Raw genomic sequence first — 16,043 nt, 5'->3', positions numbered from 1 at the left:
AAAGGAGCAGCAACGCAACGGTATTATCTTCTTCATATGCCGTTACTAGTATGTGTTCGCACATCTTCCTGCGTATTCATTTGCAGAATCAAATTCCGTAAATCCCCTTAATCTTTTAATCCCGGTCTGTATTTGCACATTTGCATATTCTCTCATTCGCACATTAAACATCCCGTCAATCCTTAAATCCATTAATCCCGGTCTGTATTTGCACATTTGCATATTCTCTCATTCGCACATTAAACATCCCGTCAATCCTTAAGTCCATTAATCCTGGTCTGCATTCGCACATCTTCCTGCGTATTCATTTGCAGAATCAAATTCCGTAAATCCCCTTAATCTTTTAATCCCGGTCTGCATTTGCACATTTGCATATTCTCTCATTCGCACATTAAACATCCCGTCAATCGTTAAATCCATTAATCCCGGTCTGTATTTGCACATTTGCATATTCTCTCATTCGCACATTAAACATCCCGTCAATCCTTAAATCCATTAATCCCGGTCTTTATTTGCACATTTGCATTCTCTCATTCGCACATTAAACATCCCGTCAATCGTTAAATCCATTAATCCCGGTCTTTATTTGCACATTTAGATATTCTCTCATTCGCACATTAAACATCCCGTCAATCCTTAAATCCATTAATCCTGGTCTGCATTTGCACATCCGCATATTCACTCATTCGCACATTTTAATCCCCCTTAATCCCGGTTCAGATAAATCCCAATCCCCGGATTTAACCTCCCAATCTTCACTTCTGCTTAACAAACTTTTTCAATAAAAAACGTTCTATAAATGAAGTTTGGTAGCAAACTTGCAATTAAATAACAAACATTCGTTTATCATACAAAACAACATAACAATGAAAAAGTTATACTCATATTGGTCAATCATCGTGATGGTAATATTGACGTCCGTCTCATGTACAACTTCGAGGCCGGCGATGGCACAGACTGGTTATGATGATGTTTATGACAACAGTTATGATAATTCTTATCAGCAGCCACAGGACCAGGTAAATTTTGATATGTTCTACTCACAATTATCACCCTATGGAAGATGGGTAGATTATCCTTCTTATGGTAGGGTATGGATCTGTAATGATGCTTCCTTCAGGCCATATTATACAGGCGGCCACTGGGCGTTTACCAACTTCGGCTGGACCTGGGTGAGTGATTACAATTGGGGTTGGGCACCGTTTCACTATGGGCGCTGGGCTTTTGATCCTGGCTATGGATGGCTTTGGGTACCAGGCTATGAATGGGGACCAGCCTGGGTTTCATGGCGTACAGGTGCTGATGTTTACGGATGGGCACCACTTTCGCCGGGTATAAGCATTGGCGTTGGAGTTTCTTTCGGTAGCACGATTCCATATGACAGATGGGTGTTCTTGCCTCACAGATACATGAATTATTCCAACTTCAGGAACTATGCATACGACAGAGGAAGAAATGTGACGATCATTAATAACACAACCATTATCAATAATACCAACGTTTACAGAAATACACGTTATGTTAGCGGACCTGCAAGAGGTGATGTGGAAAGATATACAGGGAACAGGGTGACTGAAATGCGTGTAACAAATTCAAACAGGCCGGGCAGATCAATTGTAAACGGAAATAATGTTGAGATCTACAGACCTTCAGGCAACAGGAATTATAATTCAGGATCACGTTATAACAATGCCAACAGGCCGGACAATAACAGCAACAGGGTTGCACCTGAAAACAATAACCGTGTTAGTCCTGCAAATCCTGGTAACAGGGTAACACCGGGAAATAATAATCCACCTGCCAACAATAATAATAACAGCAGGCCTTCAGGAACAACAAGACCGGGATCAATTAATCCTTCACGATCTTTTGAACCTGCAACGGATGAAAACAGGAATAATCTTCCACGTGTGAATCAGCCAAATAATACTGATAACAACAGAAGACCAGCTTACAATGCAAGTCCTGTAACTCCGCCGAGACAGCAACAGAGTAATAATTACCAGGCTGAGCAGCAAAGACTGAATGATCAGAGAATGAATCAATACTATGAAAGGAGAAGAAACGATTATATCATGCAGGAGAATCAACGACGCATGAATAACAACAACAGCAATCAACAGCGCGTGCAGCCACAACAACAACAGTATTCGCCAGCACCGCAACAATCGCATAGCAGACCTGCACAATCAGGCGGAGGCGGCGGAAATAACGGCAATCATCGTCCCAGATAAACTAAAAGTCCTGTACCGGAAGGTGCAGGACTTTTTTTATTTAACCACAAGGCAATTAAAAGTCTTTATACAGAAAAAGACGAACCGCAACCGCAAGTGCCGGATGCATTTGGATTGCTAAACGTAAAACCACGACTGTTCAATCCATCCTGCCAGTCGATCTGCATGCCATATAAATATAATTCATGTGATTTATTCATAATGCAAGGCACGCCTTCAAAATCAAATTCTTCATCGTTTTCCAGCTTTTCATCAAAACCCAGAACATAGCTTAAGCCACTGCAGCCGCCACCTTTTACACCTACGCGCAATTTATGTGTAGTATTAAAATCCTCTTCGCCCATCAGTCGCTTTAATTCATTCACCGCAGATTCAGTAAAAGTCACCGGTGTTGAAACGATCATTTCCATAGATTAATAATTAGAATGCAAATTTAAAGCTTAAAGTTTAAAGTAAAAGCTTAAAGCTCAAGCCCAAAGCTCAAAGCCCAAAGCCTAAAGCTTGTTTTGCCTTATATGATAATAGTAGCGCAAATGTTTGTGATGACCGTCCTGATAACAAAGATCTTTACTTAAGGCAAATGCTAAATCTGATAGTTGGGACAACCGTTCGCGGTGAGGGAAATTTTAAGTTCTAAGCTTTAGGCTTTGGGCTTTAAGCTACTCTTGCCTCGAGAGGTTACGATAAACATAGATAGTTGTGATAACCTTCCGGATAACAAAGGTTTTAGGCTTTGGGCTTTAAGCTTTGGACTCCATTGAGCAAATAAAAAAGCCGTCTTATGTAAGACGGCTTTTTTATTTGCTCAATGGCTATTACCATTTGTCAACTTCTTCAGAAGAATGATTGTTAGTAGAAACAACGCTTGTTACTTCAGCTACGGGAGCTGGTACTACAGAAGCTTCAACCTCTGCACCAACTTCTTCACCTTCAGTTGCTTCGCTATATTCGTGGTTAAATGCATCGAAATCAAAATCAGGCATTAATTCAGTTTTCACATAATCAACAGCCTCGTTCAATGCTTTGATAAACTTGTTAAAATCTTCTTTATACAAGAAAATTTTATGTCTGTCATAACCATCATCGTTAAAGCGTTTTCTGCTTTCTGTAATAGTTAGGTAGTAGTCGTTTCCACGAGTTGCTCTAACATCAAAGAAATAAGTCCTTCTTTTACCAGCCCTGATTCTCTTGCTGTAGACACTTTCCAGTTTCTTGTCGTTGTTTTCGTACGCCACTTGTGATTGGTTTTAGTTTAATGATTTCGTTGAGATGTACAAATATAGCATTGTTTTGAATTTACCAAAATTTTCATAAAAATTTATGCAGATTTTTTTTATGCGGCAGATTGGCCAGTGCTTGTTTGTATTCTGTACAATTCAGCGTAATATCCGTCTAATAACAACAATTGCTCATGTGTTCCCTGTTCCAGTATTTTTCCTTCCTCAAGAATAATGATGTTATCAAACTTAAAACCTGTAAAGATCCTGTGAGTGATAATGATGGCAGTTTTGTTCTGTAAAACCCTGTACAGGTTACCAACAATCTCATTTTCTGTTTTTGCATCTACAGCACTAAGACAATCATCAAATACCATTATTTGCGGATCTTTAATCAGCGCCCGTGCAATAGACACGCGTTGTTTTTGTCCGCCGCTTAAAGTAACGCCGCGTTCGCCCAAAATGGTGTCGTAGCCATTTTGCAATCCCTGAATTTCCTTGTCAACACTTGCATTGGCTGCGGCCTGCTGCACCCGTGGCATATCAGCATGTTCATTTAATCCAAACCTGATATTATTGCTGACCGAATCACTAAACAAAAACACATCTTGTGGTACGTAGCTTACCTGGGTTCGAAGACTTTGCAAAGTGTATGCTTCAACATTTCTTCCGCCAATAGAAATATTGCCATTGTCAACATCATAAAAACGCAGCAATAACTGGGCTAGGGTTGATTTACCACTGCCTGTTCTGCCCATAATTAAAATGCGCTGTCCTTCTTTAATGGTCAGAGAAAAATCCTTTAATGCCTTAATTCCGGTATTGTCATAAGTAAAGGATACTTTATCGAAAACAATATCTCCTTTAACAGGCGCATCAACAGCGTGCGGGGCGTCCTGTATGCCAGGCTCGATCTGTAGAAATTCATTTAATCTTTTTTGAGAAGCAGCAGCGCGCTGAATCATGCTCGCCGTCCAGCCGATAGCACTGACAGGAAACGTAAGCATATTAATGTAGATGACAAACTCTACAATAACGGAGATTTTAGAGGGATCGGCAATCGCCATTTTGCCACCGATGAAAACGGTAAGCAAGGTACTCAAACCGATCATCAGCGTCATGCTCGGAAAATATACAGCTTCAACCTTTGCCAGGCCAACTGCATTCTTTCTGTAGTCTTCACTGTTTTTAGAAAAAAAGCCGAGCATTGCTTTTTCCTGTACGAAAGATTTGATCACCCTGATACCCGAATAGGATTCCTGGGCATTGGTGGTGAGATCGGACAACAACGCCTGCACTTTCTCGCTCTTGCGGTTGATAATGGTATTCGCGATATAGATAGTAAGCGCGAGCAATGGGAGAGGAGCAAGAACAAGCAATGTTAGTTGTTTATCCGTGCGCAACATGTTTACAAGACAAAAAATGATCAGCGCAACAAGGTTAACAAGATACATTATTGCAGGGCCGGTGTACATTCTTACACGGCTTACATCTTCCGTTATCCTGTTCATCAAATCGCCGGTGTTATGCGTTTTAAAGAAAGATGCATCCAGCTTTTGATAATGCTGGTACACTTCGTTCTTCTGATCGAACTCAATATAACGGCTCATTACGATGATCGTCTGCCGCATGAAAAACATGAGAATACCCCTTATAAGCGCCAGTATGAGAATAGTAATACTGCAGACAGTTACGATCTGCGCAAAGGTTAACGAGTTAACCCAGTTGATGAAAACCGTTAAAAAGGCATCGTATTGTTTTGGATGCGCAACAGGTTTGGCTCCAGGCAGATGTTGTTGCACTTTGCCGACTATAAAACCAGTAACCTCAGGTGCAAGTACTGCAAAATAGTTGGATGTGATTACGAAGAAGATACCAATAAAGAACCTGTTACGGTATTTCCAGAAGTATTTATTAAGCGCCGCAAGATGTTTCAATCCATAAAATTTTAGCAAAAATAGTAAATAGCGGGATCAAGTTGGATTCTTGAGGGATTGGAGTCTTTTGTACTGAAGATTTCACAAAACAAAAAAGCACCGAAAAATCAGTGCTTTTTATTTGAGCGGAGAGAGAGGGATTCGAACCCCCGGACCTGTTACAGTCAACGGTTTTCAAGACCGCCGCATTCGACCGCTCTGCCATCTCTCCGGGTGCAAAATAAGGGCGCTGGATTTGATCTTCCAAAAAAATCTGAAAAATTAGTTTGCACAATCGCCGGAAGGCTTTGCTGTAAAGGGTTTTAAAGAAAAAATATTTTAGCAAACTTGCTGTTCGATATGTTCCGAAGGGCATGTCGAACAAAAGATAAGAGAGGATTTTAAATCCTGCAAACCTAAAAATGGGATATTCGTTTGTTTCACTTTCTCCGCCAAAGTCTCCTCGCAAGCCTTGCCCCGTGGACATCGATTTAGAGAAATTAGAGGAAGGATCATATCGAAAGAGGCATCTAATGGGTCTTATAGTCCTTAAAAACATAACAACATATTGTATCTGCTTATATGGGGCAATGTGTACTAATTCGTGTTATTTGATAGTTTCTCCTGAATTTCTTTATTCTCCTAAACGCAAAGTCCCAGGCATAATCAGAAAGCTCTTCACGGAAACTTTGCGAAGATGATTCTATAAATGGGATTTTCGCCTCTGTTGTTGTTGCACAGTCACGCTGCCGCCGTTGTTGTGTGTGTCGGGCAGGTAAAGGAGCAAAAGCACACCAACAACAAAGTGAACAGGTACACACTAATAGTAAAACCAAATAATCCGTTTGTCGAGGGGCTCGTTTGGTTTTGCATCGACATATGCGCTGCTGTTGGATTTTTTTCTTGTTTCATCCATTGCCGGCGCAACGCGTCTCGCCCGGCGGATAAGTGAGGGTTTTTATCCTAATACAAGTGCAAGAACTTCGTGAGGTAGGAGGAAATGATGGCAAAAGCACTAATGACAAAAGCCATTTAAACACCTCAAGCGGCCTTGTAATATTTACGAAACGGGAATTCGTTTATTTAGAAAATAACATGCCTGTCATTGACTGCTCGATTGTCTAAAATGAGATGAATATTTCGTCGTCTTACTTGTGTTGTTGGTACGCTTTCACACATTTCCTTTGCTGCATACCAACAACGGCGGTCTGCGTAGATGTGCAACAGGATCGATCCTAACTGTGTTCGAAACTAATTTTTAGATTTAAATAAATTGACGATAAGGGTTTGTTATTTTTATTCCGCAACACCAACAACGGCTGAAAAGTAAGAGGAGTAGCTGAAGGGAAATATGGAATTTCATGGTTTAAGAATCAAATTTCTACCAATAAAGATTGGTATAAAGCGTATTCCTCGCTTTTGGGAAAAGAAATGGCGATAAACATAAATACTCCTGCTTACTTAGTAATAAATTTTTTGCAAGGTGAAGAAAAGAATTTTGCGCTTCAAAACAGGAATAACGTGAATTACACTATGCTAAATGTTATGCAGGACATGAATAATAAATATTCGCATGGGAAAGGACATCCACCGTTTAATTTAACTTCTTTTGGAAATAAATAATTTGGACTAATTATGCGTTATATCTTTTTGATACTTTTTGTAAACCTTCTTTTTTTTTCTAAGGTAGCTTTTGGACAAAAAAGAAGGGACTATTATTATAGTTCGAAGGATATTCATGGTATGTTTCATTTAAGTATATTGGATGACAGTATCTTTGAATATAGTATTTACAAGGGCCATGGACTGGGGGATTCTTTTGCATTTGGCAAAATTTTGGAGATAGATGACAAGTATATATTAAGAAGTCAGCTTTCTGATTTTCCGGTAACATTAAAATCTGTAACTAACCACTGTGTAGATACGGCGAAGATTTGGGTAAGGCCAATATTTTACAATGACTCTAGCGTTGAATATTCTGCTTTTCTTGTTATTGATGATGATACATTGCACAAAATCTATGTTCATGGTGAAGACGGCGCTTTGGTCAACAAAAACTTCAGTTCTTTTTCTGTAGAAGTAAAGGATCGATTTTTGACTCAGAGAATAAGTCAACGCCAAATAAAAGGTAACGAGGTGTCGATCCAAATTAATACGCCCTTCATTATTGACTATTTTTTGTACGTAATAAATAATAACTATTTTAAGATTTTGTCTGAAGACAAAATAGAGCTATTTGATCAGGAAAATGAATTTGTATGCACAATGGAAAGTAAGCAACAATCAAAGTGACTTAACCACTGTTTCTCAAGCGTTTAGAAGCGAAAACACATATCAGAAAGAGGATAAGAGAAGTTATCTATCCCCGAAATCGAATGCAATCGCTGGAATGGACGGCCATGACATTAAATCCCAAGATAAGGGGCTGGATCAATTACTACACGAAATACAACAGAGATAAGGCATTAAGGGTATTCTTGTATTTGAATGAACTTATTCGAAAATGGATAAGTAACACATACAAATTAAGAAGTATGGTCAAAGTGTATGATAGGTACAAAGCGCTAGTTAAAGCAAGTCCTGAATTGTTTTATCACTGGAAACTGCGAATAGTACAATGATTGGATAACAAGAGCTGGATGAATTGAGAGATTCACGTCCAGTTCTGTGAGCGACTCGGGCTGAAATGCCCGGGTCTACTCGACTGTGCCGGACAGGTAAGCGAGCGAAAGCACAGACCAATAACAAAGTGTGCAGATACACACTAATAGCAAAATCAAATAAGCCGTTCGTAGAGCGGCTTACTTTTCCGCACAGTCTTCGCAGCAAGAACTTCTCCGCAAAGTCTCCTCCCAGGTCATGCGTGATGGGCAGGGACTTTGCGACATGTGAGGAAACTCATTTTTGCCAGCGGCATCTAATTAATTTCAAAGGCGCTAACATAGCATTCTAGTTGTCGGGTTACGTCTGGCGAATTTACTTATTCTCCTAAACGCAAAGTCCCAGGCATGTGCACAAAGGCCATAATGGAGACTTTGCGAAGAAGTTTCTAATAACTGAGATTTATGTTCAAAGACTTTGCGGAGAAGAAAACGGGAATTCGTTTATTTAGAAAATAACATGCCTTTCATTGACTGTTCGATTATCTAAAATGAGATGAATATTTCGTCGTCTTACTTGTGTTGTTGGTACGCTTTCACACATTTCCTTTGCTGCATACCAACAACAGCGGTCTGTGTAGATGTGCAACAGGATCGCTCCTAAGTGTGTGCGAAACTAATTTTAGATTTAAATAAATTGACGATCAAGGTTTCCTATTTTTATTCCGTAACACCAACAACGGCTGAAAAACAATCGGAGATTAGGATTACACAAATTAATGGAAAGAAAAAATGCAAATTAAAGTAGTATTGATATTCGTTTGCATGCTAGTGATTTTTTCATGCGACAGAAAACTAAAGATGCAAACAATAAATTTGGACAATATCCTTACTGTCCAAGTTCCAAAGAAGGCTAGATTGATTACAAAACAGGGGTTTGATACATACTCATTTGAAATAATAAATTTAAATTCTGAAGTTTCTCTAGAAGGAGAGATTGGTATTGGACCAGCTACACTCTATGAACCAAACCTTCCTGTTTTTGATATGGCATCTAAGCCGTCATTATTAAAGAATTTGAAACGAAAATCAGATTCGACGTTGTTCCTTTTTTCGAATGAAGCAGAAATAGATCAAGAGCTTCGGATTTTTTCAAAACAATACTATATGTACGATACGATAAATGGATTGGTTGTTAAGTTGGTAAAACCTAAAAGGATTGGGACTGGAATTACTGGTGTATATATTCCAAAATTAAAAAATGGACAAAGCTTTTGCATGTATGCTAAGACAACCAATGATGCTCAACAACAGGAAATCTTAGAAATCATCAAAACATTAAGATATGCTGAATAATCCTTCTACTCATTTCAAGAAGACATTTTGTGAAACCCCTTTGACATGAGTTCCGCAAGGCTCTTATGTCTAAGAAATCAACTCCGATTGTATTTGGGGAGTAAAGAGGGCAAAAAGTTTTTTCTTCTTCTCAGATGCTAGGTATCATTCGGTCTGGTAGCATAGCAGTGTTTTTTCAACTGTTGGTGTTGCAAGCCCACGCTGCTGGCATTGTTGTTTGTCGGGCAGGTAAATGAGCTAAAGCACACTAACAACAAACTGTGCAGGTCGATACCAATAGTAAAACCAAATAAGCCTTTTGTCGAGTGGCTTGTTTGGTTTTGCGTCGATATTTGTGCGCTGTTGTATTTTTTTTCTTGTTTCATCCACACCTTACTTGTGTTGTTGGTATGCTTTCACACATTTCCTTTGCTGCATACCAACAATGGCGGTCTGCGTAGAGTGCAACCAGGCCAAACAGAGTCCGAGACTATTTTTAGATTTAAATAAATTGAGCATCAAGTTTCTTATTTTTATTCCATAACACCAACACCAGCTGGAAAAAATGAAAACTCCGTGTCTACTTTTATGGAATAAGGATAATAACGTCCGATGCATCCCTGATAAAAAATCTTTATATACATGTTTTGAGAATGAACTCATAAAATATAACAACTCAATAATTATTGATTCGAACTCGACAATTTTTCTTATTAAGAAGGCTAACAAAATAGGATGGGGGACTTTTTTATGGGGTTACCATCTTTTATATCGGCATAGAATAATCAAAATCGAATTTGATATTGAAAAAAGTTGCGTGTCAACCTTGGAGGATATAAAAAATGTTCTTCAGGAAAAAATTGTAAAAAGCCCAGTGGCAGCTTTATGATCGAATATTTTGGTAGCATCAACAACTTAAAAACTCAAATTAACATGTCTGCAAGCCTAATTGATTTAATCAAGTTATTTAATGAAGACCAATAAACGGGCTAATAAAATAGTTGAAATTCGTTTTTTCTATGCAATGTGAATAGCAAACAAAATGCCTTAGGCCTCTACAAACCGTGTGGTATTGGCTGTGATTTTTTCGTTTTACATCTGCATGTTTCCCTCCCATTGATGTTGCACACTCACGCTGCTGCCGTTGTTGTGTGTGTCGGGCAGGTAAAAGAGCGAAAGCACACCAACAACAAAGTGAAGTCTCCTCACTTAACATGAATCTATCCATCGTTTTAAGTGGTCCACACAACTGTCTCTCCAATGATCTTGGCGATACGATTGCTGGTTTCGTCGTTTAAAAATGATAACCGGCTTTCCACGATAGAGTTAACACGTCTGAACTTAACTTTTGCGAGCCTGTATGTTTCCTCTATCTTCTCTACAGAAAGATAGCCCCTGTATCTTCTATCTCCTGTTATCAGGACTCTTTTTATGTTTTTAAAATTGAGCGATGTAGTAAAAAATACAGATAATTTGCCTTTTTTGGTGGGGACATCAAAAGATACACTTCTCATTGGAACGGATTTTTGCTAATTCTTCAAACGTTATGCCATGGTCAGCATTCTTATGCACATTTAACGCCACATCAACGTATGTGTTAAAATTGGCATGCTGTTTTTAGCATACATGTTCGAATTAGAAGGAGTTGGGATCGAAACGTCTCGTCAGTCCTGGTAAAGCTGTTTGTTTGTATGTTTGCCAATTTCAGCCTTTCCTTTAATATTCGCCAGGCGCACATTGATTCTGTCGATACATTTTTCAACACGCTTCGATAAAAAATTTATTGTTTCAGAAATTACTTTAAGATCATTAATTGATAATTCAAGCTGCTCAAAAGACGGAAGCATTGATAATGGCAGTTGCGGAGTCATAATCTAACATTTTAAGGTTATGGAAATAATCTAAAATGGTAAATAGAGAACAGGTATTGTTACTCCCGACTTGCAACGATTTTAAAATGAACTGGATTTGCTATTGTAGATTAGACAACAAGGTATGCTTTATTTCGCACAACGCAGTTAAAATGTTTGCTCCTGCTGGCACAAATGATCCTGCTTAGTTAGTCGGGCCTTTTGTGTCGCCATTTTCGTCCAACAAATGGAAGCCTCCGATTAGTGAGACACATATCGTAGCCAATATGACCGTAATTTCTGTCCCGGTTAAAGATCCTAATTTAACCACAGTAGTTATCAATGCAATGCAGGCTAAGCCAATCAGGGCAACGCTTATTTTTATTTTCATAGGTTTTTTTGCGGGTATGCTAACAGTTAAAACCAGAGTAATGTAAGAAAAAATCACAGTTAGTTCACTTTGGATGGTTTATCTATTATCAAAAAAATGAAGATAATTCAATATTTGTCTACAGAAACAGAAGAATGATCAATCCGGATTCATTGTTGTTTCCTTAAGAGGTTACAAAAAGCAATGCAAGCCTGAATCAGGTACTTCGTACTTCGTAAATCGTACTTGATAAATGTTAGTGTTTATTAAGGAAACGGCATTGAATCCGGATTGAGGTTTTCGATTAATATAAAATGCCGATAAAATAAAAGGTCAGGCAAATATTACTCTGCCCGACCTTTTATGTTTTGCATTTTATTTTACAAACCTTTTAATGCATCAAGTCTTTCCCAACGGCTTTGTACAGCTGCCTTGGAAGCATCAAGTGCTTCTTCTGCTTTTTCGGGAGAACTGTTCTTGACAAACGAGAAGCGGTTTTCGTTATACAGGAAGTTATCCAAAGCAACACTCGGCTCTTTATTGTCCAGCATAAATCTTTGTCCCTTTTCCTTCAAAGGATTGTAGCGGAACAAAGGCCAGTAACCGGATTTAACAGCCAGGTTTTGTTGCTCAATGCCGTGGGCCATATCATAACCATGCGCAATGCAATGGCTATATGCAATAATAATAGAAGGTCCCGGAAAAGCTTCTGCTTCCAGTATGGTTTTTAATGCATGTACATCATTTGCGCCCATAGCAATTTCGGCAACGTAGGCCGTACCATGTGCTATTGCCTGCATGGCAAGATCCTTTTTACCTGTTGTTTTTCCTTTTATGGAAAATTTGGCACTTGCTCCAGTAGGTGTTGACTTTGACTTCTGCCCGCCGGTATTGGAATATACTTCAGTATCTAATACAAGAATATTCACATTTTCGCCAGTGGATAATACATGGTCCAGGCCGCTGAAACCGATGTCATACGCCCATCCGTCACCGCCTACGATCCATAGGGATTTGCGTTGCAGGAAGTCGGCAATGTGCAGCAATTGACTGGCCAAAGGATTTGTAAGTGTTCTTAAACGGTCTTTTAATTTGTTTACATCCTGGCGTTGCTGTATCAGCTGGGTTTCCTCATTCTCATGATTATTTAAAATGGCGTTTGCCAGTTCTTCACCCACTTCCGCGGCTAATTGAGTCAGCAAGTTCTTAGCGAAATCTCTTTTTTGGTCAGCTGCCAGTTTAATGCCTAATCCAAATTCAGCATTGTCTTCAAACAAGGAGTTAGCCCAGGCCGGCCCACAGCCTTCATGGTTTTTAGCCCAGGGTGTAGTAGGCAGATTTCCTCCGTAAATTGAAGAGCATCCTGTAGCATTTGCTACCAACATGCGATCACCGAACAACTGCGTAAGTAGTTTAAGGTAAGGTGTTTCACCGCATCCGCTGCAGGCTCCGGAAAATTCAAATAATGGTTCCAATAGTTGTGATCCTTTTACCGTATTACGATTAACCCTGGTGCGGTCAATATCCGGTATTGAAAGGAAGAATTCCCAGTTTTGCTTTTCTGTCTCTTTCAACGGAATTACGTCTTGCATATTTACAGCCTTATGCCCCGGTTGTGTTTTACTTTCTACCGGGCACGCTTCGTAGCATAAGTTGCAACCGGTACAGTCTTCAACAGAAACCTGCAATGTATAAGCTTCCTGGTCTTTTAAAAACTCTTTACCTATTGGTGCGACATGTTTAAAAGCATCAGGAGCATTGTTCAGCAACTCTTTATTATAAACTTTAGGACGAATAGCTGCATGAGGGCATACAAAAAAACATTTGCCGCATTGGGAGCAAAGCGATGGATCCCAAACGGGAACCTGGTCCGCAATATTTCTTTTTTCAATCTTGGTAGTAGCTGAGGGATAAGTACCATCAGCCGGAAATGCACTCACCGGCAGTTCGTCACCCATTCCTGCAATAACTTTTGTGAGTATGTTCTTTACAAAATCAGAAGCATTTTCTACGGCAAGGCCTTCTATTTCTTTATTGCCTGGTTTATAACCGTTATAGTCAACTTCAAAAAGATTTGCCAGTGTTTTATCTATAGCATCAAAATTTTTCTGTACTACAGCCTCACCCTTGCGGCTATACGATTTTCTTATACTTTTCTTAATGTAAGCAATAGCTTCATTCTTAGGCATGATATTGCTGATAGCAAAGAAGCAGGTTTGCAAAATGGAATTAATGCGCGATCCCATACCTGTTTCCCTTGCCACCTTAGAGGCATTGATTATGTAGAATTTCAATTCTTTTTCGATAATTTCCTTTTGCACTTTCTGCGGAAGTTGCTTCCATGTTTCCTCTTTATCATAAGGCGAATTGAGCAACAATGTAGCGCCATGCTCTGCATCTTTCAGTACATCAAATTTTTCAAGAAAATGAAAGTGATGGCAGGCGATGAAATTTGCTGAGTTAATCAGGTATGTGGAGTGAATAGGCTTGTTGCTAAAACGAAGGTGAGATGTTGTTAAGGAACCTGATTTTTTGGAGTCATATACAAAATAGGCCTGCACATGATTGTCAGTAACATCCCCGATAATTTTGATGGTATTTTTATTGGCGCTGACAGTGCCATCGGCACCAAGCCCAAAGAACAATCCCCGGAAAAGATGCTGATTTTCCAAAGAGAAACTTTTATCATAATCAAGACTGGTAAAAGTCACATCATCATTAATACCTACGGTAAATTGTTTTTTGGGATTTTGTTGATCCAGTTCATCAAAAATACTTTTCACCATACCCGGACTAAACTCTTTGGAGCCAAGTCCATAGCGACCTCCAATAATCACAGGTGTACCATGTTCCCATTGTGCATGTATAGCATTTACAACATCCATGAACAGCGGCTCACCAATAGCTCCGTTTTCCTTACAGCGATCCAGCACTGCAATTTTTTTGACTGTTTCAGGCAGCGCATTTAAAAAATGTGTCACCGAGAAAGGACGGTAAAGATGTATTTGCAGGCAACCTGTTTTTTTACCGCGATTATTCAGATAGTTTACGGTTTCTTCTACAGCGCCGCCGCCTGAACCCATAATGATAATAACACTTTCTGCCTGAGGGTCGCCGTAATATTCAAATAATTTATAAGAGCGGCCCGTAAGCGAAGCAAATTGCTTCATCGTATCTTCTACAATGCCGGGAACATTCTGGTAGTATTGGTTTGCAGCTTCCCTGCCCTGGAAAAACACATCAGGATTTTGTGCCGTACCCCTGATAAAGGGGTTAGAAGGATTAAGCGAACGGTTTCTGTGTCTTATAACATCTTCTTCATTTATCATTTGCCTGATGATATCATCAGGCAGAATGTCCACTTCATTAATTTCATGAGAAGTGCGGAAGCCGTCAAATATATTTAAAAAGGGAACGCTTGAACGCAAAGAAGCTGTTGTGGCAATCATGGCCATATCATGCGCCTGCTGCGGATTTGCGCCAAACAGTTGTGCGAAGCCAGTAGAACGAACTGCCATCACATCGCTGTGATCGCCAAAAATGGACAAGGCATGCGTGGCCAATGCTCTTGCCGCTATATGAAAAACTGTAGGCGTTAACTCACCTGCAATTTTATACATGTTGGGAATCATTAACAACAATCCTTGTGAGCAGGTAAATGTTGTAGCTAAAACGCCACCTTGCAGCGCGCCATGGAGAGCGCCGGCTGCTCCGGCCTCGCTTTGCATTTCAATTACTTTGGGTATCTGTCCGTAAATATTGGTTCTGCCATTACTGCTCCATTCATCGCTCCATTCACCCATAGCGGATGATGGGGTAATAGGATAAATAGCACATACTTCACTGCACTTATACGCAACATAAGCAGCAGCTTCATTGCCATCCATTATGGATAGTTTCTTTTTTGTTGATAAAGTATCAACCCCCTGCGAATCTAAAATAGGATGCATAATGATTTGTGATTTGAATTTTAGGCAAGCTATTTAGAGCTGGAATTTTAAAAACTGATGAATGTCAGCGATAAACATAACTTTTATCATATACTACTTCCAAAAATCAGGGTTCCTTTATCAAAACAAAAAATAATCATTCCTAAACATTTATCACTCATGGCTATTAAAATAACCGAAGATTGTATCAATTGTGGTGCCTGCGAACCAGAATGTCCTAATAATGCGATTTATGAAGCAGGTGCTGAATGGACCATCGCCGACGGCACAACGATAAAAGGCAGCATCACACGTAAAAACGGAACAACAATACAGGTAGATGAGCGACAAGCACCAATTTCAACAGACACCTATTATATTGTGTTCGACAAATGTACTGAATGCCAGGGATTTCATGAAGAGCCCCAGTGCGCTTCCGTTTGTCCGGTAGATTGTTGTGTATCGGATGAAAACTACGCCGAAACGGTGGAACAATTGCTAGCTAAAAAAGAATTACTGCACGCCTGAAAACCTTTTCAATTGAATACTTTTTGTGCCTGCTGCAAAATTTTATGACACCTTTTCATTAAGA

General features: G+C 39.5%; 14 protein-coding genes and 1 tRNA gene. 5 read left to right on the top strand and 10 right to left on the bottom strand.

The genetic code is table 11. From position 1 onward, the window contains the following. Positions 1-267 precede the first annotated feature (267 nt). On the bottom strand, positions 268-420 hold the full coding sequence (locus QTN47_RS12730) for a hypothetical protein (RefSeq protein ID WP_369329762.1): 153 nt from the start codon (positions 418-420) through the stop codon (positions 268-270). 446 nt (positions 421-866) lie between these two features. Between QTN47_RS12730 and QTN47_RS12725 the strand changes: the two genes are divergently transcribed. Then, positions 867-2,234 carry a DUF6600 domain-containing protein gene (locus QTN47_RS12725; RefSeq protein ID WP_369329761.1) on the top strand — a complete coding sequence of 456 codons (1,368 nt, stop codon included), beginning with the start codon at positions 867-869 and terminating at the stop codon, positions 2,232-2,234. Between the two features lie 65 nt (positions 2,235-2,299). Here the strand turns inward: QTN47_RS12725 and QTN47_RS12720 are convergent, their stop codons facing one another. The 4 genes from QTN47_RS12720 to QTN47_RS12705 all read right to left on the bottom strand — a co-directional run bounded on the left by QTN47_RS12720 (position 2,300) and on the right by QTN47_RS12705 (position 5,599). Beyond that, complete coding sequence (locus QTN47_RS12720; RefSeq protein WP_369329760.1) at positions 2,300-2,644, bottom strand: HesB/IscA family protein; 345 nt, start codon at positions 2,642-2,644, stop codon at positions 2,300-2,302. A 405-nt stretch (positions 2,645-3,049) separates the two neighbouring features. After that, entirely contained in the window at positions 3,050-3,469 is a 420-nt protein-coding gene (locus tag QTN47_RS12715; RefSeq protein WP_369329759.1) for a DUF3276 family protein, read from the bottom strand. A 98-nt stretch (positions 3,470-3,567) separates the two neighbouring features. Further along, the gene (locus tag QTN47_RS12710; protein WP_369329758.1) at positions 3,568-5,388 is read right to left on the bottom strand and encodes an ABC transporter ATP-binding protein; all 1,821 of its coding nucleotides are present in this window, start codon (positions 5,386-5,388) and stop codon (positions 3,568-3,570) included. 126 nt (positions 5,389-5,514) lie between these two features. After that, positions 5,515-5,599: transfer RNA gene (locus QTN47_RS12705), tRNA-Ser, on the bottom strand. A gap of 1,403 nt (positions 5,600-7,002) precedes the next feature. On the opposite strand from QTN47_RS12705, the gene QTN47_RS12700 reads away from it, so the two are divergent. The 3 genes from QTN47_RS12700 (at position 7,003) to QTN47_RS12690 (ending at position 9,323) form a co-directional block, all read left to right on the top strand. Then, positions 7,003-7,659 (top strand): hypothetical protein, encoded by a 657-nt coding sequence (locus QTN47_RS12700; RefSeq protein ID WP_369329757.1) that lies wholly within the window; start codon positions 7,003-7,005, stop codon positions 7,657-7,659. Between the two features lie 8 nt (positions 7,660-7,667). Then, complete coding sequence (locus QTN47_RS12695) at positions 7,668-7,988, top strand: group II intron maturase-specific domain-containing protein (protein ID WP_369329781.1); 321 nt, start codon at positions 7,668-7,670, stop codon at positions 7,986-7,988. An 840-nt stretch (positions 7,989-8,828) separates the two neighbouring features. Beyond that, positions 8,829-9,323 (top strand): hypothetical protein, encoded by a 495-nt coding sequence (locus QTN47_RS12690; RefSeq protein WP_369329756.1) that lies wholly within the window; start codon positions 8,829-8,831, stop codon positions 9,321-9,323. A 137-nt stretch (positions 9,324-9,460) separates the two neighbouring features. On the opposite strand, the gene QTN47_RS12685 is transcribed toward QTN47_RS12690, so the two are convergent. From QTN47_RS12685 to nifJ, 5 genes are all read right to left on the bottom strand, one after another. Next, positions 9,461-9,688, bottom strand: coding sequence for a hypothetical protein (locus QTN47_RS12685; protein WP_369329755.1), 228 nt, complete (start codon positions 9,686-9,688; stop codon positions 9,461-9,463). 846 nt (positions 9,689-10,534) lie between these two features. Beyond that, a complete protein-coding gene (locus QTN47_RS12680; protein ID WP_369329754.1) occupies positions 10,535-10,816 on the bottom strand; it encodes a hypothetical protein in 282 nt (93 codons plus the stop codon). A gap of 150 nt (positions 10,817-10,966) precedes the next feature. After that, positions 10,967-11,173 carry a hypothetical protein gene (locus tag QTN47_RS12675; protein ID WP_369329753.1) on the bottom strand — a complete coding sequence of 69 codons (207 nt, stop codon included), beginning with the start codon at positions 11,171-11,173 and terminating at the stop codon, positions 10,967-10,969. Positions 11,174-11,357: 184 nt separating this feature from the next. Next, complete coding sequence (locus tag QTN47_RS12670) at positions 11,358-11,543, bottom strand: hypothetical protein (protein ID WP_369329752.1); 186 nt, start codon at positions 11,541-11,543, stop codon at positions 11,358-11,360. Between the two features lie 359 nt (positions 11,544-11,902). Further along, a complete protein-coding gene (nifJ, locus tag QTN47_RS12665) occupies positions 11,903-15,472 on the bottom strand; it encodes a pyruvate:ferredoxin (flavodoxin) oxidoreductase (protein WP_369329751.1) in 3,570 nt (1,189 codons plus the stop codon). Positions 15,473-15,631: 159 nt separating this feature from the next. Here nifJ and QTN47_RS12660 point away from each other — a divergent pair, with 159 nt between their 5' ends. Beyond that, on the top strand, positions 15,632-15,979 hold the full coding sequence (locus QTN47_RS12660; RefSeq protein ID WP_369329750.1) for a 4Fe-4S dicluster domain-containing protein: 348 nt from the start codon (positions 15,632-15,634) through the stop codon (positions 15,977-15,979). Positions 15,980-16,043 lie beyond the last annotated feature (64 nt).

This window comes from Danxiaibacter flavus, assembly GCF_041060425.1.
GTDB lineage: Bacteria > Bacteroidota > Bacteroidia > Chitinophagales > Chitinophagaceae > Danxiaibacter > Danxiaibacter flavus.
This window is presented reverse-complemented; position numbering and strand designations above follow the sequence as displayed.